The sequence below is a fragment of the candidate division KSB1 bacterium genome (assembly GCA_034505495.1).
Lineage (GTDB): Bacteria > Zhuqueibacterota > Zhuqueibacteria > Residuimicrobiales > Krinioviventaceae > Fontimicrobium_A.
On record JAPDQV010000026.1, the window covers coordinates 1 to 25,033 of the forward strand.

At 52.1% G+C, this 25,033-nt stretch carries 23 protein-coding genes and 1 riboswitch; of the genes, 10 read left to right on the plus strand and 13 right to left on the minus strand.

The window, feature by feature from the left end:
* Positions 1-340: 340 nt before the first annotated feature.
* A complete protein-coding gene (locus ONB24_10510; GenBank protein ID MDZ7316545.1) occupies positions 341-1,237 on the minus strand; it encodes a bifunctional methionine sulfoxide reductase B/A protein in 897 nt (298 codons plus the stop codon).
* A gap of 254 nt (positions 1,238-1,491) precedes the next feature.
* Here ONB24_10510 and ONB24_10515 point away from each other — a divergent pair, with 254 nt between their 5' ends.
* The 7 genes from ONB24_10515 to ONB24_10545 all read left to right on the plus strand — a co-directional run bounded on the left by ONB24_10515 (position 1,492) and on the right by ONB24_10545 (position 8,486).
* Positions 1,492-2,808, plus strand: a complete 1,317-nt coding sequence (locus ONB24_10515) for a TolC family protein (protein ID MDZ7316546.1) — start codon at positions 1,492-1,494, stop codon at positions 2,806-2,808.
* Positions 2,809-2,827: 19 nt separating this feature from the next.
* The gene (locus ONB24_10520) at positions 2,828-3,724 is read left to right on the plus strand and encodes an efflux RND transporter periplasmic adaptor subunit (GenBank protein MDZ7316547.1); all 897 of its coding nucleotides are present in this window, start codon (positions 2,828-2,830) and stop codon (positions 3,722-3,724) included.
* A gap of 15 nt (positions 3,725-3,739) precedes the next feature.
* Positions 3,740-4,675, plus strand: a complete 936-nt coding sequence (locus ONB24_10525; GenBank protein MDZ7316548.1) for an ABC transporter ATP-binding protein — start codon at positions 3,740-3,742, stop codon at positions 4,673-4,675.
* Between the two features lie 3 nt (positions 4,676-4,678).
* Entirely contained in the window at positions 4,679-5,422 is a 744-nt protein-coding gene (locus ONB24_10530) for an ABC transporter ATP-binding protein (GenBank protein MDZ7316549.1), read from the plus strand.
* Entirely contained in the window at positions 5,419-6,519 is a 1,101-nt protein-coding gene (locus ONB24_10535; GenBank protein ID MDZ7316550.1) for an ABC transporter permease, read from the plus strand. The genes ONB24_10530 and ONB24_10535 overlap by 4 nt, the downstream gene beginning before the upstream one ends.
* A 9-nt stretch (positions 6,520-6,528) precedes the next feature.
* The gene (locus ONB24_10540; protein ID MDZ7316551.1) at positions 6,529-7,647 is read left to right on the plus strand and encodes an ABC transporter permease; all 1,119 of its coding nucleotides are present in this window, start codon (positions 6,529-6,531) and stop codon (positions 7,645-7,647) included.
* A gap of 110 nt (positions 7,648-7,757) precedes the next feature.
* Complete coding sequence (locus ONB24_10545) at positions 7,758-8,486, plus strand: class I SAM-dependent methyltransferase (protein ID MDZ7316552.1); 729 nt, start codon at positions 7,758-7,760, stop codon at positions 8,484-8,486.
* 16 nt (positions 8,487-8,502) lie between these two features.
* Here the strand turns inward: ONB24_10545 and ONB24_10550 are convergent, their stop codons facing one another.
* The 3 genes from ONB24_10550 to ONB24_10560 are packed head-to-tail and all read right to left on the minus strand — an operon-like array spanning position 8,503 to position 11,363.
* Positions 8,503-9,156: an ATP-binding protein gene (locus tag ONB24_10550; GenBank protein ID MDZ7316553.1), complete on the minus strand. Its 654-nt coding sequence runs from the start codon at positions 9,154-9,156 to the stop codon at positions 8,503-8,505.
* A 3-nt stretch (positions 9,157-9,159) separates the two neighbouring features.
* On the minus strand, positions 9,160-9,591 hold the full coding sequence (locus tag ONB24_10555; protein MDZ7316554.1) for a hypothetical protein: 432 nt from the start codon (positions 9,589-9,591) through the stop codon (positions 9,160-9,162).
* Positions 9,588-11,363 carry a dynamin family protein gene (locus ONB24_10560; protein ID MDZ7316555.1) on the minus strand — a complete coding sequence of 592 codons (1,776 nt, stop codon included), beginning with the start codon at positions 11,361-11,363 and terminating at the stop codon, positions 9,588-9,590. The genes ONB24_10555 and ONB24_10560 overlap by 4 nt, the downstream gene beginning before the upstream one ends.
* A gap of 49 nt (positions 11,364-11,412) precedes the next feature.
* A riboswitch (Fluoride riboswitch) is annotated at positions 11,413-11,471 on the minus strand.
* Positions 11,472-11,614: 143 nt separating this feature from the next.
* Here ONB24_10560 and ONB24_10565 point away from each other — a divergent pair.
* Positions 11,615-11,881: a hypothetical protein gene (locus tag ONB24_10565; protein ID MDZ7316556.1), complete on the plus strand. Its 267-nt coding sequence runs from the start codon at positions 11,615-11,617 to the stop codon at positions 11,879-11,881.
* Positions 11,882-11,883: 2 nt separating this feature from the next.
* On the opposite strand, the gene ONB24_10570 is transcribed toward ONB24_10565, so the two are convergent.
* The 6 genes from ONB24_10570 to ONB24_10595 form a co-directional block, all read right to left on the minus strand.
* A complete protein-coding gene (locus tag ONB24_10570; GenBank protein ID MDZ7316557.1) occupies positions 11,884-13,266 on the minus strand; it encodes an MFS transporter in 1,383 nt (460 codons plus the stop codon).
* 50 nt (positions 13,267-13,316) lie between these two features.
* Positions 13,317-14,648 (minus strand): alkaline phosphatase, encoded by a 1,332-nt coding sequence (locus ONB24_10575; GenBank protein ID MDZ7316558.1) that lies wholly within the window; start codon positions 14,646-14,648, stop codon positions 13,317-13,319.
* Positions 14,649-14,714: 66 nt separating this feature from the next.
* On the minus strand, positions 14,715-15,923 hold the full coding sequence (locus tag ONB24_10580) for an MFS transporter (GenBank protein MDZ7316559.1): 1,209 nt from the start codon (positions 15,921-15,923) through the stop codon (positions 14,715-14,717).
* Positions 15,924-16,042: 119 nt separating this feature from the next.
* A complete protein-coding gene (locus ONB24_10585) occupies positions 16,043-16,531 on the minus strand; it encodes a DoxX family protein (GenBank protein MDZ7316560.1) in 489 nt (162 codons plus the stop codon).
* A gap of 34 nt (positions 16,532-16,565) precedes the next feature.
* Entirely contained in the window at positions 16,566-17,969 is a 1,404-nt protein-coding gene (locus ONB24_10590) for a Gfo/Idh/MocA family oxidoreductase (GenBank protein MDZ7316561.1), read from the minus strand.
* Positions 17,970-18,753: 784 nt separating this feature from the next.
* Positions 18,754-20,469: a cation:proton antiporter gene (locus ONB24_10595; GenBank protein MDZ7316562.1), complete on the minus strand. Its 1,716-nt coding sequence runs from the start codon at positions 20,467-20,469 to the stop codon at positions 18,754-18,756.
* Positions 20,470-20,577: 108 nt separating this feature from the next.
* Here ONB24_10595 and ONB24_10600 point away from each other — a divergent pair, with 108 nt between their 5' ends.
* Entirely contained in the window at positions 20,578-20,751 is a 174-nt protein-coding gene (locus ONB24_10600) for a hypothetical protein (GenBank protein ID MDZ7316563.1), read from the plus strand.
* 209 nt (positions 20,752-20,960) lie between these two features.
* Here the strand turns inward: ONB24_10600 and ONB24_10605 are convergent, their stop codons facing one another.
* The 3 genes from ONB24_10605 to ONB24_10615 form a co-directional block, all read right to left on the minus strand.
* Positions 20,961-21,704 carry an MBL fold metallo-hydrolase gene (locus tag ONB24_10605; protein MDZ7316564.1) on the minus strand — a complete coding sequence of 248 codons (744 nt, stop codon included), beginning with the start codon at positions 21,702-21,704 and terminating at the stop codon, positions 20,961-20,963.
* Positions 21,705-21,716: 12 nt separating this feature from the next.
* The gene (locus ONB24_10610; protein ID MDZ7316565.1) at positions 21,717-22,268 is read right to left on the minus strand and encodes a T9SS type A sorting domain-containing protein; all 552 of its coding nucleotides are present in this window, start codon (positions 22,266-22,268) and stop codon (positions 21,717-21,719) included.
* Between the two features lie 114 nt (positions 22,269-22,382).
* Positions 22,383-23,534, minus strand: coding sequence for a PatB family C-S lyase (locus tag ONB24_10615; protein MDZ7316566.1), 1,152 nt, complete (start codon positions 23,532-23,534; stop codon positions 22,383-22,385).
* Between the two features lie 467 nt (positions 23,535-24,001).
* Between ONB24_10615 and ONB24_10620 the strand changes: the two genes are divergently transcribed.
* A complete protein-coding gene (locus ONB24_10620; GenBank protein MDZ7316567.1) occupies positions 24,002-25,033 on the plus strand; it encodes a galactitol-1-phosphate 5-dehydrogenase in 1,032 nt (343 codons plus the stop codon).

The window sequence follows — 25,033 nt, forward strand, 5'->3', positions numbered from 1 at the left end:
TGAACAAGCAATTCTTAAAACAAGTGGGAAATATTAAAAAACCTCCGTGTCCTCCGTGCCTCCGTGGCTGCAACAGGAAATAAATTCGGCCACAGAGGCACAGAGAGCACGGAGAGAATGAAAGATATTTTATTTTGAGCAAGCAATCCCTAAAAACAAGTGGAAAATATTAAAAAACCTCCGTGTCCTCCGTGCCTCCGTGGCTGCAACAGGAAATAAATTCGGCCACGGAGACACAGAGAGCACGGAGAAAATAACGCTCGAATGAGAATCAATCAGTTAGGAAAAAATACCTCCGTGTCCTCCGTGCCTCTGTGGCAATCAAATCAAACGATGCAGCTCAGAAGCGTTTGGTATAAACGTGGCAGTACGGCAGCGTCCCCTTACGAGCGTAATAGTCCTGATGATACGCTTCCGCTTCCCAAAAGTCGCCCAGCGGCTCGATGCGGGTAACGACGCGATACCCCTTTTGCTTTAAAATACCGACCAATTTTTCGGCGATTTTCTTTTCTTCCTCGGTCTGATAAAAGATCACCGAGCGATACTGCTCGCCGATATCGGGACCTTGGCGATCAAGCTGCGTCGGATCGTGAATCTCGAAAAAAAGCTTGGCCAGCGTCTCGTAATCGGTTTGGTCGGGATCATACGTGACTCGAACCGCCTCCACATGGCCGGTTGTGCCGCTGCAGACCTGCTGATAGGTCGGATTTTTCACATGACCGCCGGTATATCCCGAGACCGCGGCCGTCACCCCTTTTGCTTTTTCGAAATGGTATTCCACGCCCCAAAAACAGCCGCCGGCAAAAACAGCCGTCCGCAGCTTCCGGTTCTGATCAGTTTTTGTACCGAGAACAGGCGGCAACGGCTCTCCGCTTTTAATGAACTTGAGCGAGATCGAATTGACGCAATGGCGGACGTTCTTGGGCGTAAAGCCTTCGCCTTCGAATACGTGACCGAGATGAGCGCCGCAGTTGGCGCAAAGAATTTCGGTGCGACGACCATCGGCATCCGGTTTGCGCTCCACCGCACCGGCTATTTCATCATCAAAGCTCGGCCAACCGCAATGAGAGTCAAATTTATCATCGCTGCGATAAAGCGGCGCATTGCAGCGTTTGCAAAGATAAGTGCCTTTTTCTTTATTGTTCAGCAGCGAACCGCTGAAGGGCGGCTCGGTGCCTTTATAGAGAATAACACGCGCCTCCTCCGGCGTGAGGGGATTGTATTCCTGCTGAGCCATAAGGCCTCCATTTAACAAAAATGCAAAAAGTAGAATCCACATCATCTGCCTCGTGCTATTTTTGAAAATAAAATATAAACTGAGCTTCTGCTTCTCCTGTCAGATGGATCAGTGTAACAAACAGCCCGCAAGAGATGTTCCGTCTGTTTTTACTCGTCAAGTAAAAAAATCGTCAAGGAGCCCGCTGCAGCCGAATAGGAATTGCATTTCTCCCCAGCGGCGCGTAAATTTGCTGAAATTTTTGGAGAAAGCCTATGAGTAGTCGGTTGCGGATAGGGATCTTCTTCCTCCCTATAACGGTACTCTTTTCTCAAACACAGTTGACCGATTGTCTCCAAAACGGCTTGGCGACTCATCCGAGCATTGCGCTGATGCGCGAGCAAGTTCGTTTAAGCCGATTGGAACTCAAGGAAGCCGCGGCTGACCGCCTGCCCAGCCTGGATTTGAGCGCGTCCTACCGCAGGCAAAGCGACGTGCCGCATTTGTCATTTTCCTCTTTTTCACTGCCCGCAGGCCTGCCCATGCCCGCAGGAGGCGTCACGCTAGGTTCCTACGACACCTACGATCTAAGGTTGACCTTGAGCCGGCCGCTCTTCACTGGATTCCGCTTGAGCAGACGCCTCCAGGCAGCCGAATTGAACTCGCAAATCAAGGAACTGGAACTCCGCAAAGCGGAAAACGAACTGGCTCTGCAGATCATTACCGCCTATGCCCAAGCACTTAAAGCCGAAAAGGCCCTCAAGATCAGCCGCGCCGGCCGCGAGCACCTCGCGGAACACCATCGTTGGGTGGAGCAGTTATTGAGACAAGGGCTCGCCAAAAAGGAAGAGGAGCTGAAAAGTCGAGTCATGCTGTCCGAGGCCGACCTGAAAGTAGTGCAGGCTGACAACGGTCTAAGGCTGGCACGGACCGCGTTGGCGACCCTAACCGGCCTTTCGCTCGATGATTCGCTGGCGGCTTTGCCGAGCGGCGGCGACCTGCCGTCAAACCTTGATGACTGCCTGAACGAAGCTCTTTACAACCGACCGGAGATCAAGCAACTGCAGATAGCCCAAGGCGTGTGCGAGATAGGCGTCAAAATTGCCGTCGGCGCGTACTGGCCGTCGCTGGCAGCCTTTGCCTCCTACGGTTACGGCAAACCCGGCCTCGACTTTATCCGGCGGGAATGGATGGACTATTGGCTCCTCGGCGCAGCCCTGGAATGGAATCTCTGGCATGGGGGTAAAAAGAACGCCCAGGTTCAGGAAGCCGTCATTCACCGCCGAGAGATCGATGAGCAACTGCGATTACTCCGTCAAAAAATTACTCTGGAAGTCACTGAGGCGGTCTTGCGGCTCGAAGAGGCGCGTCGGTCGCTCGATTTGACGAGCACGCTTCTGCAGCAGGCCGAAGAAAGCCGCCGCGTAGCCGAAAGCGGGTATAGGCAGGGGCAGGTTCTCCATGTGGAAGTATTAGATGCTCTCTCGCAGTGGGAACGGGCGCAGCTTCGTCATGCCCAAGCTGAAATCGAAGAAGCGGCAGCGGCTTACCGGCTTCGATATACCTTGGGAAGACCCTTGATGGGCAATTAGACGTTATGCAGAGGACTCTATGCAAAAGCTACGGATAAGAAAAATAGAGATTGTTTTCTTTTTGTTGTTCGCACTTGCGTCATCATGTTCGCGGCCCAATGACGAAAAGGTAGTCGGTTCCGGAACGCTGGAAGCTCATCAAGTTTTGGTCAGCGCCCAGGAAGGCGGCCGGGTAGTTGCGTTGAATGTAAAAGAAGGCGAATCGGTTCGCAAGGGTCAGCTCATTGCCCGTCTCGATGCCGAAAAGCTGCTTCTGCAGAGGCGTCAAACCGAAGCCGCGCTGCGGGAACTGCAGCTGAACCTGGCAACCGCCGAACGCGGCGTGCGCCTGGCAACGGACAACCTTGAGCTGGTCAAGAAAAAGCACGACCGTATTACTGCGCTTTTAGCGGAAAACGGCGCCACCCAGCAGCAGTTCGATGAAGCAGACGCAGCTCTCAAAGCGGCGCAAATCCAGGCGGAAAATGCCCGCACTGCTCTGCAGTCCCTGAAGGCCAAGGCGGAGCAGCTGCAGGCGCAGATCGATCTCTTGGACAGCCGCATCCGAGACACAGAGCTGACATCGCCCATCGACGGCGTCGTCCTACAGGTCTACGCCGAGGAGGGCGAACTGCTGAGGCCGCTGGGGCCGGTTGCGGAAATAGCCGATCTCAGCCGCCTGTGGGTCAAAATCTACGTCAAAGAAGCCGATCTTTATCGGATATCCCTTGGCGCTCAGGCAAAGATTCACATTAGTTCCTTGAACCAGCCGGTAATCGGCCGTGTCGCCTGGATTTCCGAACGGGCGGAATTTACCCCCAAAACCGTGCAGACCAAAGAGGCGCGGGCAGATTTAACCTACGCCGTTAAGGTAGAGATGGAAAATCCCAATGGGCGTCTTAAGATCGGAATGCCGGTTGACGTCACGATCGAATAACCGCTAAGCGATTCCATGAACAGAGAAAGTGGTTCGGCTGCTGAAATAGAGGTCCGCGGCCTGGAAAAACGCTTCGGCGAAACGCAGGCCTTAAACGACTTGAGCTTCAGCGTCTCCAAGGGTACCCTCTACGGCCTCATCGGTCCGGATGGAGCAGGCAAGACCACAACACTGCGCATCCTCTGCGGCCTGCTGCAGCCGGATTCCGGCGAGTGCCGAGTGGCCGGTTACGATGCCGTCAGGGAGACGCGGCAGGTGCGCCGCCTGCTCGGCTATATGCCGCAACGTTTTTCGCTCTATCCCGACCTGACGGTAGCGGAAAACCTTCGCTTCTTTGCCGATCTGTTCGGAGTACCGCGCCAAGAGCGTTTGGAACAAACGGAAAAACTGCTGCAATTCAGTCGGCTCTCCCCCTTTGTCAAACGCAAAGCGGCCGCTCTTTCCGGCGGCATGAAGCAAAAGCTGGCGCTGGCCTGCACGCTCATCCATCGGCCGCAGGTGCTTTTGCTCGATGAGCCCACTACGGGAGTTGACCCGGTGTCGCGCCGCGAATTTTGGGACATCCTGCACACCCTCCGCGACGAAGGCGTAACGCTCCTCATCACAACGCCCTACATGGATGAGGCGGCGCGCTGCGACCGGATCGGCATCGTACATAACGGCAGACTTTTGGTGGAAGAGGCTCCGAATGAAATCCCTAAAATGGCGCTCCGACATCTGTATGAGGTGATTGCGGAGCCCGCCTTTGCAGCTGCACAAGCCCTTAGCCGCTTTGGATCGTTCTTTTCCGTGCAGATGTTCGGAGACCGTCTCCACATCGCAGACGATGCCCCCTTTATGGAGGTAGAGGAACGCGTCCGCAATACCCTAGCAAAAAGCAACCTGCAGCTGCGCGCAATTCGGGAAATCCCGCCGAGCATCGAGGACGTTTTTGTCGAAAGGCTCAAATGATTTATGGCTGAAGAGCATTCGATAGTGGTTGAACAGCTTTGCCGCCGCTTCGGCGATTTCACGGCGGTCGATCACATCTCCTTCAGCGTAAAACGCGGCGAAATTTTCGGCTTCCTCGGTGCCAACGGCGCCGGCAAAACCACCACGATCCGCATGCTTTGCGGTTTGCTTCTGCCCACCTCCGGACGCGCCGCCGTAGCAGGCAAAGATATTTATACCGAGAGCGATGCCGTCAAACAGATAATCGGTTATATGTCGCAAAAGTTTTCGCTTTATGAGGACCTGACCGTTGCCGAGAATTTAGAGTTCTATGCCGGAATTTACGGATTGCGCGGAACGGCCTTTCGCCGCGAACGACAGCGGGTGATCGAAATGATGGGGCTGAGCGGCTTTATCGACAAACTCACGGGCGATCTGCCCGCAGGCTGGAAGCAGCGGCTGGCTCTCAGCTGCGCGATTATGCATCATCCGCAGGTTTTGTTTCTCGACGAGCCGACCAGCGGCGTCGATCCCATCGCCAGGCGACAATTCTGGGACTTGATCTATAGCCTGGCGGCCGACGGCGTAACGATCTTTGTCACCACCCATTATATGGACGAGGCGGAATACTGCAACCGTTTGTCGATTATGCATGCCGGAAAAATCATTGCCCTCGGTTCACCGAATGAGCTGAAACGACGCTATCGCAAGTCGACGGTGGAGCAGGTATTCATCAGTCTGGTCAAAGCTGGAGAAACGGCGGCATGAAACAGCGGATCATCGCACTGATGCGTAAAGAGTTCATTCACATCATCCGCGATCTGCGCAGCCTGGCGATCATTTTTTTAATGCCGACGCTGATGGTGATCATCTACGGCTATGCTGTTACTTTCGACGTCAAAGAAATCCGTTTGGCGATTCTGGATGAAAGCCGCTCGCCCGAATCGCGCCGGCTGTGCGAAAGCCTCACCGCTTCACGCTATTTTTTACCCGTGGCGCGGCTGCAGAGTCGTGAGGAGATCGAGCCGCTTTTTCTCGAGCGCCGAGCGCGGGCCGTTCTGATTATCCCCCGCTCTTTTGCGCAGGACCTTGCCGAAGGCAGCGCCGAAGTGCAGGCCGTCATCGACGCGGCGGACGCTTCCACTGCCGTAGTGGCGGTAAACTATCTGCGCAGCGGCCTGCTGCAGCATTCTTTGACTCTCAACGAAACGACGTTTCGACCGCCGGTGCGCATCGAGCCGCGGGTATGGTACAATCCCGATCTAAAAAGCACCTTTTTTATCGTTCCCGGTTTAATTGCCGTCATCATGATGATGATTTGCGCGCTGTTGACCTCGGTGACGATTGCGCGGGAACGCGAAACCGGCACTATGGAGCAGATCTTTGTCTCCCCAGTACACCCCTGGGAGATCATTATCGGCAAAATGTCGCCCTACGTGATTCTTGCTTTGCTCGACGGTCTGGGCATACTATTGTTTGCGCGACTGGTCTTTCGTGTGCCGTTTCGCGGCAGCTCGCTGCTGTTTTTGGCGCTGTCGATTATTTTCATCGTGGCCTCGCTCAGCATCGGCCTGATGATTTCGACGCGCGCCAAAACGCAACAGGCGGCCATGATGATCGCCCTGCTGTCGACGCTGCTGCCCTCGCTGCTGCTGTCGGGATTTCTCTACCCCATCGCCTCATTACCAAAGTTGCTGCGGCTGATCTCGGTCGTGGTTCCGGCAAAATATTTCCTCCTCATTGATCGCGGCATTATTCTCAAAGGCGCAGGTTTGAGTCAACTGCTGGAACCGACACTTTTTCTGACCTTATTCAGCTTTGTTCTGATGGGAATCAGCATCAAAACCTTTAAAATGCATTTCTAAGGCGACGGCATGCAGAGAATTCGTTTTATCATCAAAAAGGAATTTCTGCAGATTCGCCGCGATCCGGCGATGCGGGTGATACTGATCGCTCTGCCGATCATCCAGCTTCTGTTGCTGGGTTATGTTGTCTCTTCTGAGGTCAAAAACATTTCTACGGCCATCTGCGATCTGGATCGTTCTCCGCTCAGCCGCAGTCTTGTACAAAAAATCATACACTCGAATTACTTTGACGTCAAGGCCTTCGTCGACAGTCCGACTCAATTGCAGGCGCTCTTGGATGCCGGGCGAGTATCCATGGCCGTTATTTTCCCGCAAAATTTCGCCCGTCAAACCGTGAGAGGTGAACAGACGACTCTCCAGGTGATTATGGACGGCCAGGAGGTCAACACGGCCCAAATAGCTTTGGGTTATCTCAACGGCGTACTGGAGGATTTTCTTCAGCAACAAATGGAGACCCTGCAGCAGTCCGTCTCTTCGCCGGTACGCTTTGTTCGCCCCAACATCCGCCTCTGGTACAACCCGAACGCCAAGAACAGCGACTATATGATTCCCGGTCTCGTCGTGTTTTTGCTGACGATCGTCACGGCATTGCTCAGCTCCATGGGGTTGGTACGCGAGCGCGAGATCGGCACCATGGAACAGCTCTTGGTGGCGCCGATTAAAAAACACGAGTTGATTATCGGCAAGATCGTGCCGTTCGCAGTTATCGGCATCTTTGAACTGGCGCTGGGGCTCTCGTTCGCCAAGCTTTGGTACAACATTCCGATTGTCGGCAATTTGCTGATCCTGCTCCTTTTTGCGGTAATCTATCTGTTCACGACGCTGGGTCTCGGCCTGTTCGTCTCGGCAACCGCTCACACGCAGCAGCAGGCGATGTTCCTCTCCTGGTTCATCATGATTTTCGTATTCTTAATGTCCGGCCTCAACTTTCCCATCGACAACATGCCGCGAGCCGCGCAGCTGTTGACCTATCTGAATCCGATGCGCTATTTCGTCATCGTCATTCGCGAGCTGCTCATCAAGGGCTCGGGATTAAAATATCTCTATCCGCAGGGTCTGGCATTAGCGGCGTTCGGGGAGGTTATTTTCAGCATCGCCGTTTGGCGGTTCCAAAACAGGATCAAATAAAAAGTTCGCTTAGGAAAAAGGATATTTGAAATAAATCCGAGGCATAAGAGCAATTGGCAGCAATCAATAAGGCAAATAGTCTGCTACCCGTTTAGTTATGGAGCAACAGGATGGAAAAAAGCGAGTATGATAATATTTTCCAAAAAGAAGACAACTATTGGTGGTACAAAGCATTACATGAGCTCGTTCTTTACTTTGTCAAGGCCTATTCTCGCTCTTCAGTCAGGATTCTGGATGCCGGCTGTGGAACCGGCAGATTGATGCAGCTTATGTCAGACTATGGTACCGTCGAAGGGATGGACATTTCCGATGAAGCGGTCCGTCTGGCACGCAGCAGGGGCTTGCCGAATGTCCAACAGAAGGATCTGCATGAATGGGACCCCAGCCCGGAATCCTTTGACATAATTACCAGCATGGATGTACTATACACTTTGGAAGATGATGAGCTCGTTCTCAATAAATTTTATATCGCGTTGAAAAAAAGGGGGCTATTATTATTGAACGTGGCGGCTTTTAACTTTCTTAGGCGAGCGCATGATAACATCGTTCATACAAAACGACGCTATACTGCCAAATCCATTCGATCGAAATTGGAAAAGAGCGGCTTTGCAGTACAAAGGGTGACCTACCGGCTTCCATTTCTATTTTTGGCATTATGTCTGATCAAAGCGTACGAAACGCTGTTTAAACCTAAAAACATCTCATCCGATCTAAAACCTCTATCGCCGTGGATCAACCGGATTCTGCTGGGCGTAAATCGTCTGGAAAATACTTTGATCAAGAAAGGGTTCAACCTGCCGATCGGTAGTTCCATTTTTGTTATTGCTCAAAAAAAATAATTCAAAATCGGGTGTTTTACCTGCTGAAAGTGCGGTTCTTTAAAGCACTGCCTGCCACTCTTTTAATCTCCATCGCCATGCGCAAAGGATAACCGCGTGTCCTTCTGCAACAGTCAGCAATTTGTAGTTCGCTCCAACCCAATTGCCTCTTTTCCGCATAAAAGCGGAAAAAGCTCTCTGCTTCTGTTGCGGAAAGACGATCAAGACAAAGCTTGCGGGAAAGCCGCAGCGTGGCCCGCAGCCGCAAAAGAGAATCGGGGTCGAGCGAAGATTCGACGATACCGATGAACAAGAAAGCATTACTCAAAGCAAAGTAACGACAGAGTTCGTTTTTAGCTAAAGAGAGCGAGTTGATATTATCCAGAATTAAAACGACTTTATTCGGAGAGTCTGCAGCAGCCCGGACGAGCAGTCTTCTAATTGATTTATAGGGAAGCGAGACCTCATTGACTCCGTTTATAATCTGCTTGTAAAGTCTTCGGCACATTTTTTCCGGAGCCAAGCCAAAGTCGGCAAACCAAAAGGCGTATCGACTGCAATACAGTTCCGCCGCGCGCCTGACCAAAGCTGTGCGCCCCATCCCGAACTTGCCCTGAATCAGGATATTTTGACCCTCTTCCAAACAACGACCGATAAAATCGAGTTCTTTTTTCCTGCCGACAAAATGCACGGCTTACCTGTTCTTTAATTTTTCGATCTGCTTCAAGTCGAAGAGAAGACGATCGATGAATGGGTCCAACTCTTTATACAACAACGGGTTCACAGGCCCGTATCGATTCAATTGAGCCGCCTTTTCTTCATATAATAAGGCCCAAAAGCTTCCCAAAAAAGCCTCGATCAAACAACTCTGCTTAGTTATTTTAACCGGCAATTCAAATTTATCCTGCATTTCGCGGATCGTCTTTAACACTTCCTCGAGTCTTTCCAGGATGACCTGCCGCTTTTGCGGCTCGATATCGTCTTCATACCGAAACATAATAGATTGCGGCCGGCCTCCCTGGAGAAGCCTCTTCAAGAGCAGAATTTCTTCCTCCAGCATGCGCAGGGTCACTGTCAACGATGTCTTTTGTGCTTCATTGAACAAAGCAGAATCGGCAAGGCTCATGACGGCTGATTCCAATATTCGCGAATTGCCTGCACTTTTTGCAAAATTGCTTCGACCGCTTCGATCTGCTGCTCCTGCTCGCGAAGCGTTTCCCGAAGGTAGAATTCATCCTTTGTCTTCAACTCAATATGTTTCTTGATCAAGTGGGAAATTTCCTGCGCCGTTCGCTCGAGGATCTGCTCGAACTCATAAAGGAACCGACGGTTGTTTTCACTCAGGCCGTAGAAAAGGTCGGACCGGAACCGTCCCCACTGTTGATCCAATTTGCGCAGCAATACTTTTTTCATCTTTTTTTTGACGATCGACTCGAACATGGGACGCGGCAGAATCATCAGATAGGCATTGATGAACGGCTCCAGCGAACCTTCCACTTCCCAGGTTTGATAATAAAAGCGGCTGACGTATTGCCAGGCATCCTGCCGCATTTGGATGATGCGGGAAATCTGGAATAGCTCTGCCGAATAATTATAGATGTCGTTAATGATTTGGCTGACTTCTTGGTTTAGGTAGGCGATCTCTTCATTGAATTTTTCTTTTATCGTTTTTTCGATCCTTACACGATAGGGTTCGAATTCATCGATGACCGCCTCAATCAGTAACGATTTGATTTCAGAAAAAAGCCGCCTTCGAGGCACCGTTCGGTTCGATATTAGAATGCTTTCGATCTTTTGTTGGAGTTTCGGTGCGGAAGCGCGAATAAAAGCGTGCGTCTGCTCGTCATAATCATTCAAAAGCCTTTGCTTGATTTCTTCCAAAAGGTAACTCAGCCGCACAGAGTTCTTTTTGATTCGCTCCATGTATTGAGAAAATTTAGTCAAGGTCGCGTTCAGTTCTTCCAGAGACACGGTGCGCGCTTTTTGATCGATAGCCAGCAGATTTTTCCATTCATCGCAAACGCGTAGTATTCGGTCTGCATTGGCAAGGATAATATAACGGCCGCGATTCTGCAAAAGCAATTCGTTGACCTTGCGCTCAAAAGCCTCCAGACCGCTCTGCTTCAGCTTTTCCGGGTCGTTCATCTGCTTCGCCTGCAGGCCGCACAAAGCAGAGAGCGGCGAGATCTCGATATCATCCTTTCCCAAGAGTCGGCACAGCACAGCTTGATTAAACGCCACGACTTTTTTCAACCCCTCAGGGTCCAGGTAATCGCTTTTGCTAAGCACAAAAATGATTTGCGGCACAACCGGAATGACCATCTTGAGAAAATCCTGCTCCAGCTCAGTCAGCGGCGGATCGGCGGAAAAAACAAAAACGGCCGCATCAGCGTGGAGAAGGTATTCAACCGTCAGTCGCGTGTTATGAGCATGCACAGAGCCGATGCCGGGAGTATCGACAATGACAACCCCATTTTTAAGAATATCCGCCGGAATACCCACCGCCACCTTTGCCACTCCCTTGACGTTATTCGGATTATCGCTTTCAGTAATGTATTCGGCCAAGTCCTCGATTTCGACTTTTTGCGAACCGCCGTTTAGAAACTCAACATGGGCTTCAAGCGAGCTGCTGTAGCGGATTTCCGTAATCACAGCGGTGACGGGTATTACGTCAGCGGGTAGTACGGCGCGACCGAACAGCGCATTGATCAGCGTCGTTTTGCCGCGCTTGAATTGACCCAAAACGACCAGCTGCAATCGTTCTTCGGCTATGTTTTGCAAGATTTCGTTAAATGTCTGCGCAAAAGTCTCGCCGGGAATGAGGTTGCGCAAGGAAGCGGCTGCCTCGGCAAGCGCCTGTTTCTGCTCTTGAAATTGGGCAATTCGCTCTGTATTCATCTTGGATTTACCTCATATACAAAAAAAAACTCCTGATTCTTATCGAACATAAAAATCAGGAGTCATCAGCATAATGCGATTAAGGTGAACTCCATCACCTGAAATAAATATAACATCTCGAAAATTTTTAATAAAGCACTTTTTTCGAGCGGGCTCGAGAGATCGTTCGCTTTTTATTGATCCTCTAAATTTTTTTCCTTTATAATGATATAAATGCTCCTTAGCTTTAGGAATACCATCTAAGGGAGCCTATGAGCATTTTCGAAATCATCATGCTTCTCTGCTTCGGCTTGGCCTGGCCGTTTTCGATCTATAAAACGTATACCGCCCGCCGGAATGAGGGCAAGAGCGTCATCTTTTTGTATGCGGTTCTCGTCGGTTACGCCAGCGGCGTAATCCACAAGCTGCTTTACAGCCTCGATGCCGTCATTGCCCTCTATTCTCTCAACGGTTTCATGGTGTTAATCGACATTCTTCTCTATCACCGCAACGAACGGCTGCAGAAAAACAGCCGATAACCCTATTCGCGTTGCCGTCTGGCGGATAACTCGGCTTCGATCTCTTCCAGCTTGGACTGCGTCAATGGATACGCAAACATAAAGGCGGCTCCAAGAACAGCGGCCAGCGCCGGAAAGAGGCTCATTACGGCGCGAATGCCGACTAAAGAGGTAACCGTTTGAGCAACGTTGGGTACAAATCCGAACGCCTGCAGAATCCAACCCAATAGAGCTCCGCCGAGAGCTAAACCCAGTTTGAGCGCAAAGAGCGAAGCTGCCATGATGAGTCCCGTTGCCCTGCGGCCGAATTTCCACTCGCCGTAATCGGCCGTATCCGTGTAAATGGACCATTGCAGCACAGCCATTGGTCCCATGCACAGCGAAGCGAGCAGCTGAAAGAGAAACATCAGCTCGACCTGCTCCGGCTTGAAAAAGAAAAAGCTGCCGACAAAGACGGCGGTGAGCAGCATCAAGACGGTGTAGGCGCGGCCTTTTTGCAGGACAGAGGTAATCGGTTTGGCCAGCATGGCGCCGATAATGGTAAAAACGGTGCCGAACATCATGAAGGCAGAGGTCATCGAATAAGAGATTTCTCGGCCGAAGAGGATCAGATTATCCTTGCCGACAAAATATTTGAAATAATACATGATGGCGCCGTTGCGCATGGCGTTTAAAGTGAGCTGCATGACGGTTGCACCGGCAATCAGCAGCCAAGGCTTGTTTCGAATTAGATCGCGCAAATCCTGTTTCAAAGCCGATTTTTGTTCTTTCGGCGGAGAGACGCGCTCTTTGGTGGTCAAGAAGGTGATGAGAAAGAGGATCACCGCCAACGCTGAAACGCCGGTCATGACCACGCGATAGCCGAGCGCCTCGTTGTCGGCGTAATATTTCGCCACGATACTCGGCACCGTAGCCTGCACCACGAGCCCGCCGATAAAGGCGCCGACAAACCGATAAGAAGAAATGGCTGTACGTTCCGAAGCGCTGGGCGTCAGAACCCCCATCAAGGCCGAATAAGGCACGTTGATGGCGGTGTAGATCATCATCATCAGCGTATAAGTCGTGTAGGCATAAACGATTTTGCCGGTCATGCTCCAATTCGGCGTCGCAAAGGTCAGCACGCCGACGACGCCGAACGGTACGGCGAACCAGAGCAAATAGGGTCTGAATTTCCCCCAACGGGTGTTGGTTCGATCGGCAATGGCGCCCATCATCGGATCGTTGACGGCGTCCCAAATGCGCGTGATCAACATCATCGTACCGACCACGCCGGCCGATATTCCGACAATATCGGTATAGAAATACATCAGGAACAGCATAAAGCTTTGAAAGAAGAAATTCGACGCCACGTCCCCCATGGCGTAACCGATTCTCTCCTTGATCGACACCTGTCCTTCGCGCTTCACAATCTGCCTCCCTATCAATTCTTGTTCGTTTCTGTTTACTTACGAATGAGTCACAGAAAGGTTCTCAGCACGGCAGCTATGTCGGTGTTGTCGATGTATGTTCCACGCATCGGATCCCGGCCGCGCACGACTTTTGCAAACTTTTCCGCGCCTTTGCCTTTGGCATAAAGGGGAACCAATTGGTTGCTGTGGTTGTCGAGGTGCCATTGCATATCCGGCAAAACATTGCGCCCGCGATTGACGATCGGCGGATAGAACGCTTTTCTGCGGCCGTTCTCCTCGAGGTTTCCGGCGTTAGGGCCCCACAAGTAACCGGTCTCATGATCGGCGGTTACGATTACCAACGTTTCGTCCCAGCTGCTGCGACTCTCCACCCATTCCACCACCGTCCTGACGGTGTTTTCGAAATCCGTCATTTCTTCGATGAGGCGCGCCGAATGATTGGCATGGCAGGCCCAATCGATGGCCCCAGCTTCGATCATCACATAAAAGCCCTTGGGATTTTTTTCCAACACAGCTAAAGCGGCAGAAGAAAGCTCGGCCAAAGAGGGCATGTTATCCGTCAACGGCGGCTCAAAGGGTACGCGCTGATTCTCACCGCCGCGCCGACTAAACTGCAGCGTAGAAGCAACCGGTGCCACTCCGAACAGTCGCTTAGGCGGCGCCGCAAGCACCTGTTGAAAGCCTTCGCGGCTGTCGACAAAGGTCCAAGGATCCGGCACACCGTCGCCGTCGGCGTCGGCTCCGACTCCGTCTTTGGTCACGCGCTGCCAGACCTTTTCATCGACATACTCGAACTTGGGTACCGCGCGCGGCTCGCCGTCGAAATTGAAAAACGGGTGTCCGCCGCCGACTACAACCTCGGCCGCGCTCTGCAGCAGCATCTGCTCGGCAATCACATGGTAGTTACCTCGACTGGTGTCGTGGGCAATAAAGCCGGCAGGGGTTGCGTGGCTGAACGGCACGCTGGTCACCACACCGGTGGATTTACCGGCCTTTTCCGCCTGCTCGAACAGATTCGGCAGCGGCCGGCCTAGGGTATCTACGCCAATGGCGCCGTTGCGCGTCTTGACCCCGCATGCCATGGCCGTCGCTGCAGCCGCCGAATCCGTCGGTTTGAGTTTGAGATATTCGAAATCCGTTGCGGCCTTTTGCGGATCATAGCCGTGACCAGAAGCGGAAAAGGTTGCCACCGCAGCTTTGATCGGAAACTTTTGCGCAATCAGGGATCCCTCTTGACCATAGATCCAGCAGCTCGCCGCCTCCATTTGATTAAAGCCCATACCGTCGCCGATGATGAGGATAACGTTTTTAGGTGCTTTGGCAGCCGAGCATCCGGCGAAGAGAGCAAAACAGAAAACAGCTAAAAAAATTTTCCTCATAATTTATGTCCTTCCTATTAATGTGACATTTTTTTCGACAGCCTTGCCGTACTGCCCTGCCTATGCTTATCCGGTTTTTCGCCACAAAGGGATTTTAGGCTTTTTTGACAATACGAGAACAATAAAGACAGCTGCAGCACAGACGGCCCCGCACCAAAAAGGCATGCGTATTCCGCCGGCTGAATAGGACAATCCGGCCAGGACAGGCCCCAGCGTCTGGCCGATGCGCAGCACCGTTCCATAAAGCGACATAAAGGCCGCGCGGTACTCAAACGGTGCCGCTGCAGTCAACAGCGTCTGCAGGGACGGCAGGCCCAAACCCTGGGCAATTCCGTATACGACAATCGGGAGAATGATCCATTTGAAACTGGGCAAAAAAGGGATGATGAACAAGGCTGCAGCGTAAAAAAGAAAAGAGAATGTGAGCAACTTTTTTTCGGTGAAACGAGCAGCCAGCCTGCCGGTCTGTGAAGAGGTAATCGCATTCGAGATCGACATCCCGGAAAAAAGCAGACCAATCTTGAACGGCTCAGCCTGAAACCTTTGGGATAAAAGAATCGGCAGAAACGTCAAATAAGGGCCGTATAAAAGAATAAAAACAAACAGTGCGCAGAAAAAGTAAAAAAGCGCCTGCCTGTTTGCTATTCCTTTGACGGCACCATGAAGATAAGCCGAAAAATTGTCCGAGGATACTTGCTTTGGGCTTTCGAGGCGGAAAGCTGCCGCGAGGGCTATCGGCAGAGCGAGCAGCGGCAGCAGCAAAGGCAGCCGCCAGGCAAAACTGCTGAGTAAGCCTCCGAGAAAAGGATAGGCGGCTGTAGCGATGCTCAGCACGCTTGCGTTATAGCCCATGGCGGCGATGCGTTCCCGCCCCGAAAACAGATCGCCGATGATCGTTACATTTAAAGCCCCCAGAGCGGCGGCGCCGATGCCTTGAAAAAATCGCAAATATAAAAGCGATCGAAACGTTCTCGCCCAAAAGCATGCAGCACCGGCAAGACCGAATAGAACCAGTGCCGGGATCAGGACGCTTTTCCGGCCGAGTCGATCGGCGGCGACTCCCCAAATGGGCGTCAAAACCGTGCCCGGAAGAGTGAACATTGTGATCAGCAGTCCGATGGAAGATAATGGAACATGGAGTTCAGCGGCAATCTTGGGTAGAACCGGTGTCAGTGAAGAAACGCCTAATACGGCCATGAGAGTGACGAGAAAAATCACTTGCAGATTGCGGTTGCGGAGCAGCGAGTTGGATGAAACAGTTGCCGTCAACTCCATGCAGGCGGTTCGTCCTTTCTTTTTTTGCAGTTTAGCAATTTTTCTGCAGAAATGCAAAACGAAAGGGCGCCGTTCAAAACAAAAAAGGCCGCCGAAAAGGTTTCGGCGGCCTAGGGGATTTATTTATTTCGGCAGAACCACTTGTGCAGCAGATAATCCAAGCCCGCCCAGCGGCCGTTCGGTGTAATGGCTATCACAAAAAGCGCCGCCATTTCCACCAAATTTTTGTTGACGATCAGATAATTGCCTTCCATGGGTATGGAATAGTAAAAACCGACGAAAGGCGGATTGGCGAGATAATAGAGGGCGATCAGCAGCATGCCGGCATAAGCAGCCCAGCGGGTCAGACAGCCGACGATCAATCCCAGGCCGATGGCAATCAATCCCCAAATATTCATCTGATTGACCACCGCAAGCACCGTAGGGGTATCGACGATCCAGTGGAAAAAGGGCGCAAGAAAGCCGCGGGACTGACTCAGATATCCTGCCGCCGACCAGTTGCCTTTCAGCAGTTTGGCGACGCCTTCGTACAGAAAATGCCAGCCGATCAGGACGCGCAGTATTACCAGCGCGACCTTTTGCAGAGAGGTAAATTTATCTTCCGACATGGACTTTCCTTTCCTCATTTTAAAGCCGACGTGATTAAATCTGGAATTCGCGCGGATCGAACTCTAAGCGCCGACCGGCCTCGATGGCTTCGTTGACCTTGAGGGTGCAGACGGCGGTTTCGTAGCCGACCTCCGCCGGACAGTTCAGCTTTTCCAAGCCGCGAATCGAATTGAAAAAGTTGCGCAAATGCGGCTTGTGATAGGGATCGTTGAACTCGATCGGAATGGTGTGCTCGTCGGGCGAAGCGCTTTCGCGCACGTCGGTCAGGGCCGGTCCGGCTGCCCGTTCGATTTGACGCGGAGCGCTGACATAACCCTTCTGAATCCACTCATCCCATGTCGGCGCATTCGGCTGGCGATAGACCAAGCCGCCCTTGCCGCCCGCATCGGATTCGGAAATGACCAGCGTCCCTTCATCGCCCATGAACATCTCATAGTAGCCGTTGCTGCCGTTGGTGGTTTGCGTTTGATAGTAGGCGCGGGCTCGCCCCTTGGCCGTTTCATATTCGAAAATGCACATAACTGTGTCGTACCACTCGTGCGTCGCCGGTGAATAGTAATCGGTGCCGCCGCTGGCGATCACTGCCTTGGGGTGGGCTTCAAGGAACCAGTTGTAGATGTCGATCTGATGCGAGCCCAAATCCACGATCGGGCCGCCGCCCAATCCTTTGTACCATCGCCAGTTGCAGAACTGGTGCATGTCTTTAAAGCCGTACTTTTTCAGCGTCGCCTCGGGAATGGCATATTTGGCCGGCCAGCCCAAATCGGCCTGCACCGAGCGGTTCCACTGCCCGTTGACGGTCACGATACGGCCCAGCAACCCCGCCTCTTTGATGATTTTTTCATAACTGTGAATGTAACGCGGATGGCTGCGGCGCTGATGGCCGATCTGGAGCAGTTTGCCCGTGCGACGCGCCGCCAACACCATGGCTTGAGCGCCTTCGAGGGTGTTGGACATTTCTTTCTCACAATAGACGTGCAGCCCGGCTTCCAAACAGTCGACGGTTTGACGGCTGTGCCAAAAATCGGGCGTGGCAATCACTACCGCATCGAGGTTCTTTTCTTTGTCCAGCATTTCGCGATAGTCTTCATAGCCGTTGGCTTCATGACCGTACTTCTTTAACAGATTCAGCGCACGGCGCTGATTGTATTCGGTCCAGATGTCACATACGGCACGAAACCGCAGGCCGGGAAGCTGCAGCATGGCGTTCAACAAGACCGTCCCCTGCGCACCTGCACCCAGCAGCGCCACGTTCAATTCAGCGACGTTCTTGTCCTCTTCCTTTCCTGCTTTGGCTGCTTTCAGCTTTTTGATATGACGCCGTTCCTGAGCGAGAGCATAGCCGAAAAGTCCCAGAACCGGAACCGTCGCCATCCCCTGCAGGAAATCGCGACGATCGATGGACCCTCCTTTTTTTTCCTGTTTTTCATCCGACATGTTTCACTCTCCATATATAATGACGCTTTAAATTTGTCCGACAATTTTTATTGCAAATGAGGGTAAGAGCTTAGCTTGAATATGTGAGTAATCTAGTTAAAAATACAAAATTTTTAGCAGTAGTCGAAGAAATAAAGAGACGAAAGGGGAAGGCTTCAATAATGAGAACAATTTTTTACACAAGGTGACGCATGGTCGACGTATGTCGTTTGCGATATCCATAAAAGCTTAAAGATTGCAGACAAGCTTTTCATGATTTTCAATTCCTATACGCATCATCTTTCCAAATCCGCCGCTGTGGGTTCGTATCGGCTTCGCGGTTACCGGTCTACCGAAGAAATTATAACATATCACGTGCGGTGTTGCAAAAGTCGAGTGCATTATCTCGGGCTTATGGATTTTGCCGTTTAAGAGCATTAAAAGCATCACAGCGATGATGACGATCTTGTGACTTTTTTCGTTTTGTCACTGGGATAACCGCAATACCCGAGAAAATCCATGTCCTGATTTATATCCCTCGAAAAGACGCATGGCGTTCAAATGACAAGTGTTCCGGCCATGCCGCGACTCTGCTACTCTAAGTACAATTAGAAAATCAGCAGGCGATTGATGACTTTCCGGTGTGTGAATACATTCATCGAAAAGCAGCCGAATAAGGGGTAGATCAAGAGCAACGAATATCTCACCAATCCTCGATTCGGCAGAAAAAGATACGGACTAAGAAAATATTGTCGCGAGCATCAAACCTAACGCTTGCCGTCTCATGGATAGAAATATTGCATATTTATCGGGCTCTGTTTTTGCCCGCAAACATATCTGTCAAAACATTGAATAGCTCTTTAGCATTGCGCGCCTCGGCTATTTTGCGCCGATTTTCTGCCGAACTCATGGCGCGGGCAATGGCGCCGAGGATTTGCACGTGCAGGTCGGCTGTTGCGGTTGGTGTTACCAACAAAAAAACATAGCGGACGGGGATGCCGTCAGGGGTATCCCAGTCGATGCCGTCCGGCGAGCGCCCAAACGCCAGCAATGGATTCCTAAGCCCGTCGATGCGCACATGCGGTACGGCTACGCCGTTTCCGATGGCCGTGCCGTATTCCCATTCGCGCGCCATAGCGGTTTGGATAATACACTTCTGCATTGCAGCGCCGCATTGAGGGCTCAAGGCTGAGGCCATCTGCTCCAGCGCAGCCGAACGTGTTGTTGCGTGCAGGTTGGCGATGACGGCCTCCGGCACCAAAAATTGCGCGGGCGATACGGCAGCACGGCGCGAGAGCGCGCTCGCCATCCATGGTCCCAAAGTTACAGACGAAAAAACGGCGCTGATGACAATAGCGATGAACACCTGTTGGGTGATCAGCCCAGCCTCCAAGGCCAGCAGAGCCACCACAATCTCCATCATGCCGCCGGGTGTGTGAGCGATGGCGATCAAATGGCGGTTTACGCGCGGCACGGGCGTCAATGTAACGCCCAGCCAAGCGCCCAGGTATCGCCCGACGATGCCGACTATGCACATCAGCAACACCAGCGGAAGATCAAAATTCGCAGCAAAATCGATTTTAAGTCCAATGTTGGCGAAAAAGAGCGGCACAAACAAGGCATGAACCATTTGCGAGATGATGCCGCGCGTCTGTTCGGAGAGGCTTTTGGCCTCGCCCACAACCACGCCGGCAATGAAAAAGCCGAACAACGCATGGATGCCCAATTTCTGCGTCAAAACGCCGAACAGCAAACCGAGCATTACTGTGATGGTCAGCGAAGTCGCGGGTTCGGGAAACTGACTGACTTGGAGCGCATCGAACAATTTGATCGAGAATCGTCGACCGATGGTGAGGGCGGCCGCCGCAAACCCGATTGTACCTAAAAACACCGCCAATACCGGCGTAATCGACAGTGAGGTTGAGGTAAACACACCCAAAATAATGGTAAACAGCACCCAGCCGATGATGTCGTTGACCGCCAGCGCCGACATAACCAAAAAGCCTATCTCCGCTTTTAAAAGGCCAAGGTCATGCAGAACGCGCGCCGCCACCGGCATGGCACTAATGGTCATGACTACGGCCATAAACAGCGAAAAGAGAATGCGATGATCCGGAGCAACCATATAGCGATCCGGAAGAAAAATTACTGCGGCAAAGGCTACAATCATAGGCACGACGATATCAACCAAGGCGATGATAAAGGCGCTACCGCGCTGCCGCCAAGCGATGGAAAAGTCGATCTCGATGCCGGTTTCGAGCAGCAAAAAGAGCACGCCGAGCCAGGCCACAGCCTCCAACATGCTCTGCTGAATGGCGTCCGGCGGAAAAAGCATTTGCTGAAATTCAGGCAAAAAACGTCCCAATAAAGTCGGGCCGAGCATGACACCTACCAGAATCTCTGCTGTTAAAGCCGGCTGTTTCCATTTGCGGAACAGTTCACCCAAACCGCGCGCGAAACCCATTAGAATGAGCAGCTGCAGGAGGAACAAAAGAATATGTTCTTCATCCAAAAAGTGCACGTTATCCTCCCATTCAATTTGTCACTAAAAATAGTCTGCGCTCTCTTTCACTGTTATTAGAGCTATTTATCTCATCCAGCACAACCAGGTTATAGAAGTTGTGTCCGAATGCCCATTCCAAACATGGTTGCGGCCAAGTCATCCTTGAACAGCCAAATTGCAGGTGTTACTCATTCCTTTGACCGTTGCGCGCAGAAATCAGCTGCGCACTTTGCCTCGAGGCGCAAGGAATCCGGCACTCGACCGTTCGACATTACCGATACAGCCATGGTACCGATTTGAGCGCCTACTTAAAACAGCCTGATTACATTTTTAATATGATTTGACGGCTGTTACGAGTGAAACAGGCTTTAGCTTAATACCGCCGAAATCAGACAGCCATGGTCACAAAACAATCTTACGCGAGGGAGTCGGCATCAAAACACACAATATTCTTTTTGTCTGCACATGAAAAGAACGGCGGCGTTGAACGCCGCCGGGTTTTCGACATCTTATAAGTAAATCGTGTCGCCTTCTTTCAGAATCAATTTATTGAGCGGGGTGAATTTGTCGATATTTTTCTGCTTTTCTGTCGCGCTTGCATTCGAAGGGGCAACATGGATTGGAATAACCCTCTTTGCCCGGATTACCTCTGCCGCGGCCATTGCCTCGGCAGGGCTCATATTGTAAACGCCGTCGATCGGCAGCAGGGCGTAATCGAGATGTAAAGCCGCCAAAGCGGCCATTTCGGGGATTTTTCCGGTGTCACCGGCATGGTACAGCTTTATGCCGTTGATCTCCAGAACAAACCCCACCCCGCTGCCGCGCGGATGGTTGTTGTTGTACGCTTCAACGGCGCGAATTTTAATCCCTTTTACCTCCGTGCTGTCGCCGGCCGCCATCTTGACCCCGCCTACATTCGCGCCGGGCGCGGAAACAATTCGGCAATCCCCTTTTTTGGCGACTTTCTGTACCTGATTATGGTCATTATGGCCGTGCGTAACCAGAATGAGATCCGCCGGTTCGCTATAATCCGTTCCGGCAAAAGGATCAATATAAATGACGATCCCTTCATTGGACTTGATTTTCACGCTTGCATGCCCCAGCCATTTGAGCGTTCCAGCGCGACTGCCGAAAGTAATCGAATCGATTTCCGCGATCTGATATTCGTGGACCGCACCGTCATGCGTATGAATTTTAAGAATCTGGCCGTACAATAAAAACGGCAGGCCGATAAAGAAAAGGAACCGCTTCATAGCCGCCTCCGCTTATTCAACCAACAGACATTTTCTGCATTGCATAAAAGAGCCGCTCTTCAACTCAATGAAATAAACACCCGAGCTTAGCCGTTGGCCTTTATCATCACAGCCGTCCCAATGTACGGCGTGGGTTCCTGCGGAAAATGAGCCGTCGACAAGTCGAGCAACGCGTCTCCCCTGCACATTAAAAAGCGACAGCACAATCCGTTCCGTTCTTGGGAGCGTAAAAGTAATGGTCGTTGAGGAATTGAACGGATTGGGATAATTCTGATAGAGAATAGAAGCCGAGGGTTTTTCAAGTTCTTGAGAAAAGACCACTGTTTCGGGTTCGTGAAATTCGATTGCGGCAATCCGAGTCAGCTCGTGCGCGCGTATTTTACCATTGCGATCGAGAATGCTCAAGGCGTGAGTGCGATCCGTGACGAAGGTTAACGATCGGATGCTGTCGAGGCAACCGGCCGTTACGGCGCCGTCGCGGAGGATCAGATGCATATCGACGGCAGCGCCCCGACCCGCAAGCAGAGCGGTGATCATACAGACAAACACGGTTTTGGCTTTCATGCATCTCCCCTTAAAAAATTGGCCTCTTTTGTAACTGTTTTGAACACACAACTGTCACATTAATTTATCGACTGCAAAAGCAAAAGCAAGGGAAAAAGCAGATCCGTCGCCATATCAGAATTGTAATTCGTTCAGAGCCGCGGCCATGATCTGCAGAGCCTCCTCGAGCCGTTTTCGCGGACAGCCAAAGTTCATTCTCAGAAAACGCGGCGCACCAAAGTCGACGCCGTCTGAAAGCCCCACTCCCGCTCTGAGGAAAAAATCGTGCGGATTCTCGACAGGCAGGTTTTGAGCATCGATCCACGCCAAATAGGTTGCTTCAGGCGAATAACAGGAAAGCGCGGGCATGGCGTTGATACGGCGAACAAGCAGGTCCCGATTGCCGCGAAGATAAATCAGGAGCTCTCGCAGCCATTCTTCTCCATCGCGATAAGCAGCAAGAGCAGCCGTATAGCCGAACAGGTTCGGCCAAGGCACGATGCCCTCCATGGCGCGCTTGAACTGCCGCCGCAATTCAAGATCGGATATAACGGCAAAAGAGAGTCCGAGCCCGGGCAGATTAAAAGTCTTGCTCGGCGCCATGAGAGTGACGGTTCGCCGGGCGATTTCCGGATCGAGTGATGCCAGAGGGATATGGCGCTTGTCTGCATCCAAGATCAAATCACAATGAACCTCATCACTGCAAATGATCAGATTATGCCGCAGGCAAACTTCCGCCGTCCGTTCCAACTCTTCTCGGCTAAAAACTCTGCCGGTGGGATTATGGGGATTGCAGAAGAGAAAAAGCTTTGTATTCGGCGTCAACATTCGTTCGAACTGAAAGAAATCGATGCACGATTTGCCGTTCGTCGAGTGCATCTGACATGTGCTGAGAACCCGCTGCTGATTTTGCGGAGCCGAAAGAAAGGGCGGATAAATGGGCGTCAGCGTAATGACGGCATCGCCGGCGTTGCCGACCGCGCGGCAGACGATATTCAGGCCGCATACCAATCCGGGCAGCCAGACCAGCCAGTCGGGCTCGATTTGCCATCCATAACGGCGATGCAGCCAGGCCATGACGACTTCCGGCAGATCCCGCGGCGGCAAGGTGTAGCCGTAAATGCCGTGTCGAGCGCGCTCGATTAGTGCCTGAATGACGGCCGGCGGGGACGGAAAATCCATGTCCGCTACCCACATCGGCAAAACCTGCGAAGGATACTTTTCCCATTTCAACGAGGCGGTTCCGCGCCGATCGATCAAGCGGTCAAAGATGTTTTCGCGCTCCATATCCCCTTCTCTCCGCCGAATGTGTGTTTAATGAAGGCACTATAGTTTTCCCATGTATCAAAAACGGCATCGCAGCAGCAGACGAATCCCTTTGCCAAATGGACATCACGGTTTTGAAAGCGAACTAACCTTTAAGCAGTTCCCTAAAAGCATAAAGGGGTCGCGAGGGTTTTAATTTGCCTCAACCGTTACCATCTCTTTTTTCGGCCTCTTTTAATGTAGTCTTTTTCCATTTCATCCCCAAACGAAACTAAACCGGAACTCGATGTTATTGACTCGTTTTTGATATTCTATTACTTGTAATTTTTCGGATGATAAATTATTTTAAAAACCGATTCAAAAAATCGATGCGCAGCCATCAAAATTCTCACAAAGGCTTTTTTCGACTGGAGAATTCTCTTCTTTTAACGAAGACCTTTTAGAAACAGGTATCGACTGCCTGCAAATCATCTGCATACGGATTTGACTTGAAGGCGCTCGTTCTGAGAGACTATCGCAAATTGGTATACCAGGATGTCGAAGATCCGGTGCCTGCCGACGATGAGGTATTGGTGCGCATAAAGGCCTGCGGCATTTGCGGCAGCGACGTGCACGGCTGGGACGGCTCAACCGGTCGCCGCATTCCGCCGCTGATCATGGGACATGAGGCGGCGGGCGTCATTGTCGCGGTGGGTCGAAACGTACGCAATTGGCGGATCGGCGAGCGCGTGACGTTCGACTCGACCGTATATCGGCTCGACGACTGGTACACGCGGCGCGGCCGGTACAACTTGAGCGACGGTCGGCGCGTGCTCGGCGTCTCAACGCCCGAGTATCGCCGCAACGGCGCTTTTGCCGAGCTGCTCAACGTCCCGCAGCACATTCTCTATCGATTACCGGAAAATGTCTCTTTTGAACAGGCGGCGCTGGTCGAGCCGTTTGCCGTCGCCTTTCATGCCGTTCGTTTGACGCCGCTGGAGCTCGGCGAGGCCGTCGTGGTTGTCGGCGCCGGTGTGATCGGCCTTTGTTTAATTCGTGCCTTGCGCCTGCGCGGCTGCGGCTCCATTTGGGCCGTCGACATCGACGCTTCCCGCCTGCATCTCGCGCGCGAATTCGGCGCCGATCAGGCCTTTCTTGCCGAGGATCCGGCTCTCTTTGAGTCCATCCGTGCGCAAACCGAAGGCCGAGGCGCCGATGCGGCTTTTGAGGCCGTCGGCATTTCCTCTTCCTTTCAAACCGCCGTTGCCTGCGTGCGGCGCGGTGCAACGATTACCCTGGTGGGAAATCTTGCGCAAAAGATCGATTTACCTCTTCAGGCGGTAGTAACGCAGGAACTGAGGCTGCAGGGAAGCTGCGCTATAGCCGGCGAATACCCTGCCGTTCTTGCCAAGCTCGCTTCCGGCGACCTCTTGGCCGATCGTTTGATCTCTGTTTGCGCACCGCTTGCCGAAGGCGCGGCTTGGTTCGAACGGCTCCATCGTAAAGAGCCGGGATTGCTGAAGGTTGTTTTATTCCCATAG

Excerpts from the sequence above, each read along its gene's own strand:
- ONB24_10510 (MDZ7316545.1), bottom strand. The coding sequence starts at position 1,237 with ATGGCTCAGCAGGAATACAATCCCCTCACGCCGGAGGAGGCGCGTGTT.
- ONB24_10515 (MDZ7316546.1), top strand. The coding sequence starts at position 1,492 with ATGAGTAGTCGGTTGCGGATAGGGATCTTCTTCCTCCCTATAACGGTA.
- ONB24_10520 (MDZ7316547.1), top strand. The coding sequence starts at position 2,828 with ATGCAAAAGCTACGGATAAGAAAAATAGAGATTGTTTTCTTTTTGTTG.
- ONB24_10525 (MDZ7316548.1), top strand. The coding sequence starts at position 3,740 with ATGAACAGAGAAAGTGGTTCGGCTGCTGAAATAGAGGTCCGCGGCCTG.
- ONB24_10530 (MDZ7316549.1), top strand. The coding sequence starts at position 4,679 with ATGGCTGAAGAGCATTCGATAGTGGTTGAACAGCTTTGCCGCCGCTTC.
- ONB24_10535 (MDZ7316550.1), top strand. The coding sequence starts at position 5,419 with ATGAAACAGCGGATCATCGCACTGATGCGTAAAGAGTTCATTCACATC.
- ONB24_10540 (MDZ7316551.1), top strand. The coding sequence starts at position 6,529 with ATGCAGAGAATTCGTTTTATCATCAAAAAGGAATTTCTGCAGATTCGC.
- ONB24_10545 (MDZ7316552.1), top strand. The coding sequence starts at position 7,758 with ATGGAAAAAAGCGAGTATGATAATATTTTCCAAAAAGAAGACAACTAT.
- ONB24_10555 (MDZ7316554.1), bottom strand. The coding sequence starts at position 9,591 with ATGAGCCTTGCCGATTCTGCTTTGTTCAATGAAGCACAAAAGACATCG.
- ONB24_10560 (MDZ7316555.1), bottom strand. The coding sequence starts at position 11,363 with ATGAATACAGAGCGAATTGCCCAATTTCAAGAGCAGAAACAGGCGCTT.
- ONB24_10565 (MDZ7316556.1), top strand. The coding sequence starts at position 11,615 with ATGAGCATTTTCGAAATCATCATGCTTCTCTGCTTCGGCTTGGCCTGG.
- ONB24_10575 (MDZ7316558.1), bottom strand. The coding sequence starts at position 14,648 with ATGAGGAAAATTTTTTTAGCTGTTTTCTGTTTTGCTCTCTTCGCCGGA.
- ONB24_10580 (MDZ7316559.1), bottom strand. The coding sequence starts at position 15,923 with ATGGAGTTGACGGCAACTGTTTCATCCAACTCGCTGCTCCGCAACCGC.
- ONB24_10585 (MDZ7316560.1), bottom strand. The coding sequence starts at position 16,531 with ATGTCGGAAGATAAATTTACCTCTCTGCAAAAGGTCGCGCTGGTAATA.
- ONB24_10590 (MDZ7316561.1), bottom strand. The coding sequence starts at position 17,969 with ATGTCGGATGAAAAACAGGAAAAAAAAGGAGGGTCCATCGATCGTCGC.
- ONB24_10600 (MDZ7316563.1), top strand. The coding sequence starts at position 20,578 with ATGCCCATTCCAAACATGGTTGCGGCCAAGTCATCCTTGAACAGCCAA.
- ONB24_10605 (MDZ7316564.1), bottom strand. The coding sequence starts at position 21,704 with ATGAAGCGGTTCCTTTTCTTTATCGGCCTGCCGTTTTTATTGTACGGC.
- ONB24_10610 (MDZ7316565.1), bottom strand. The coding sequence starts at position 22,268 with ATGAAAGCCAAAACCGTGTTTGTCTGTATGATCACCGCTCTGCTTGCG.
- ONB24_10615 (MDZ7316566.1), bottom strand. The coding sequence starts at position 23,534 with ATGGAGCGCGAAAACATCTTTGACCGCTTGATCGATCGGCGCGGAACC.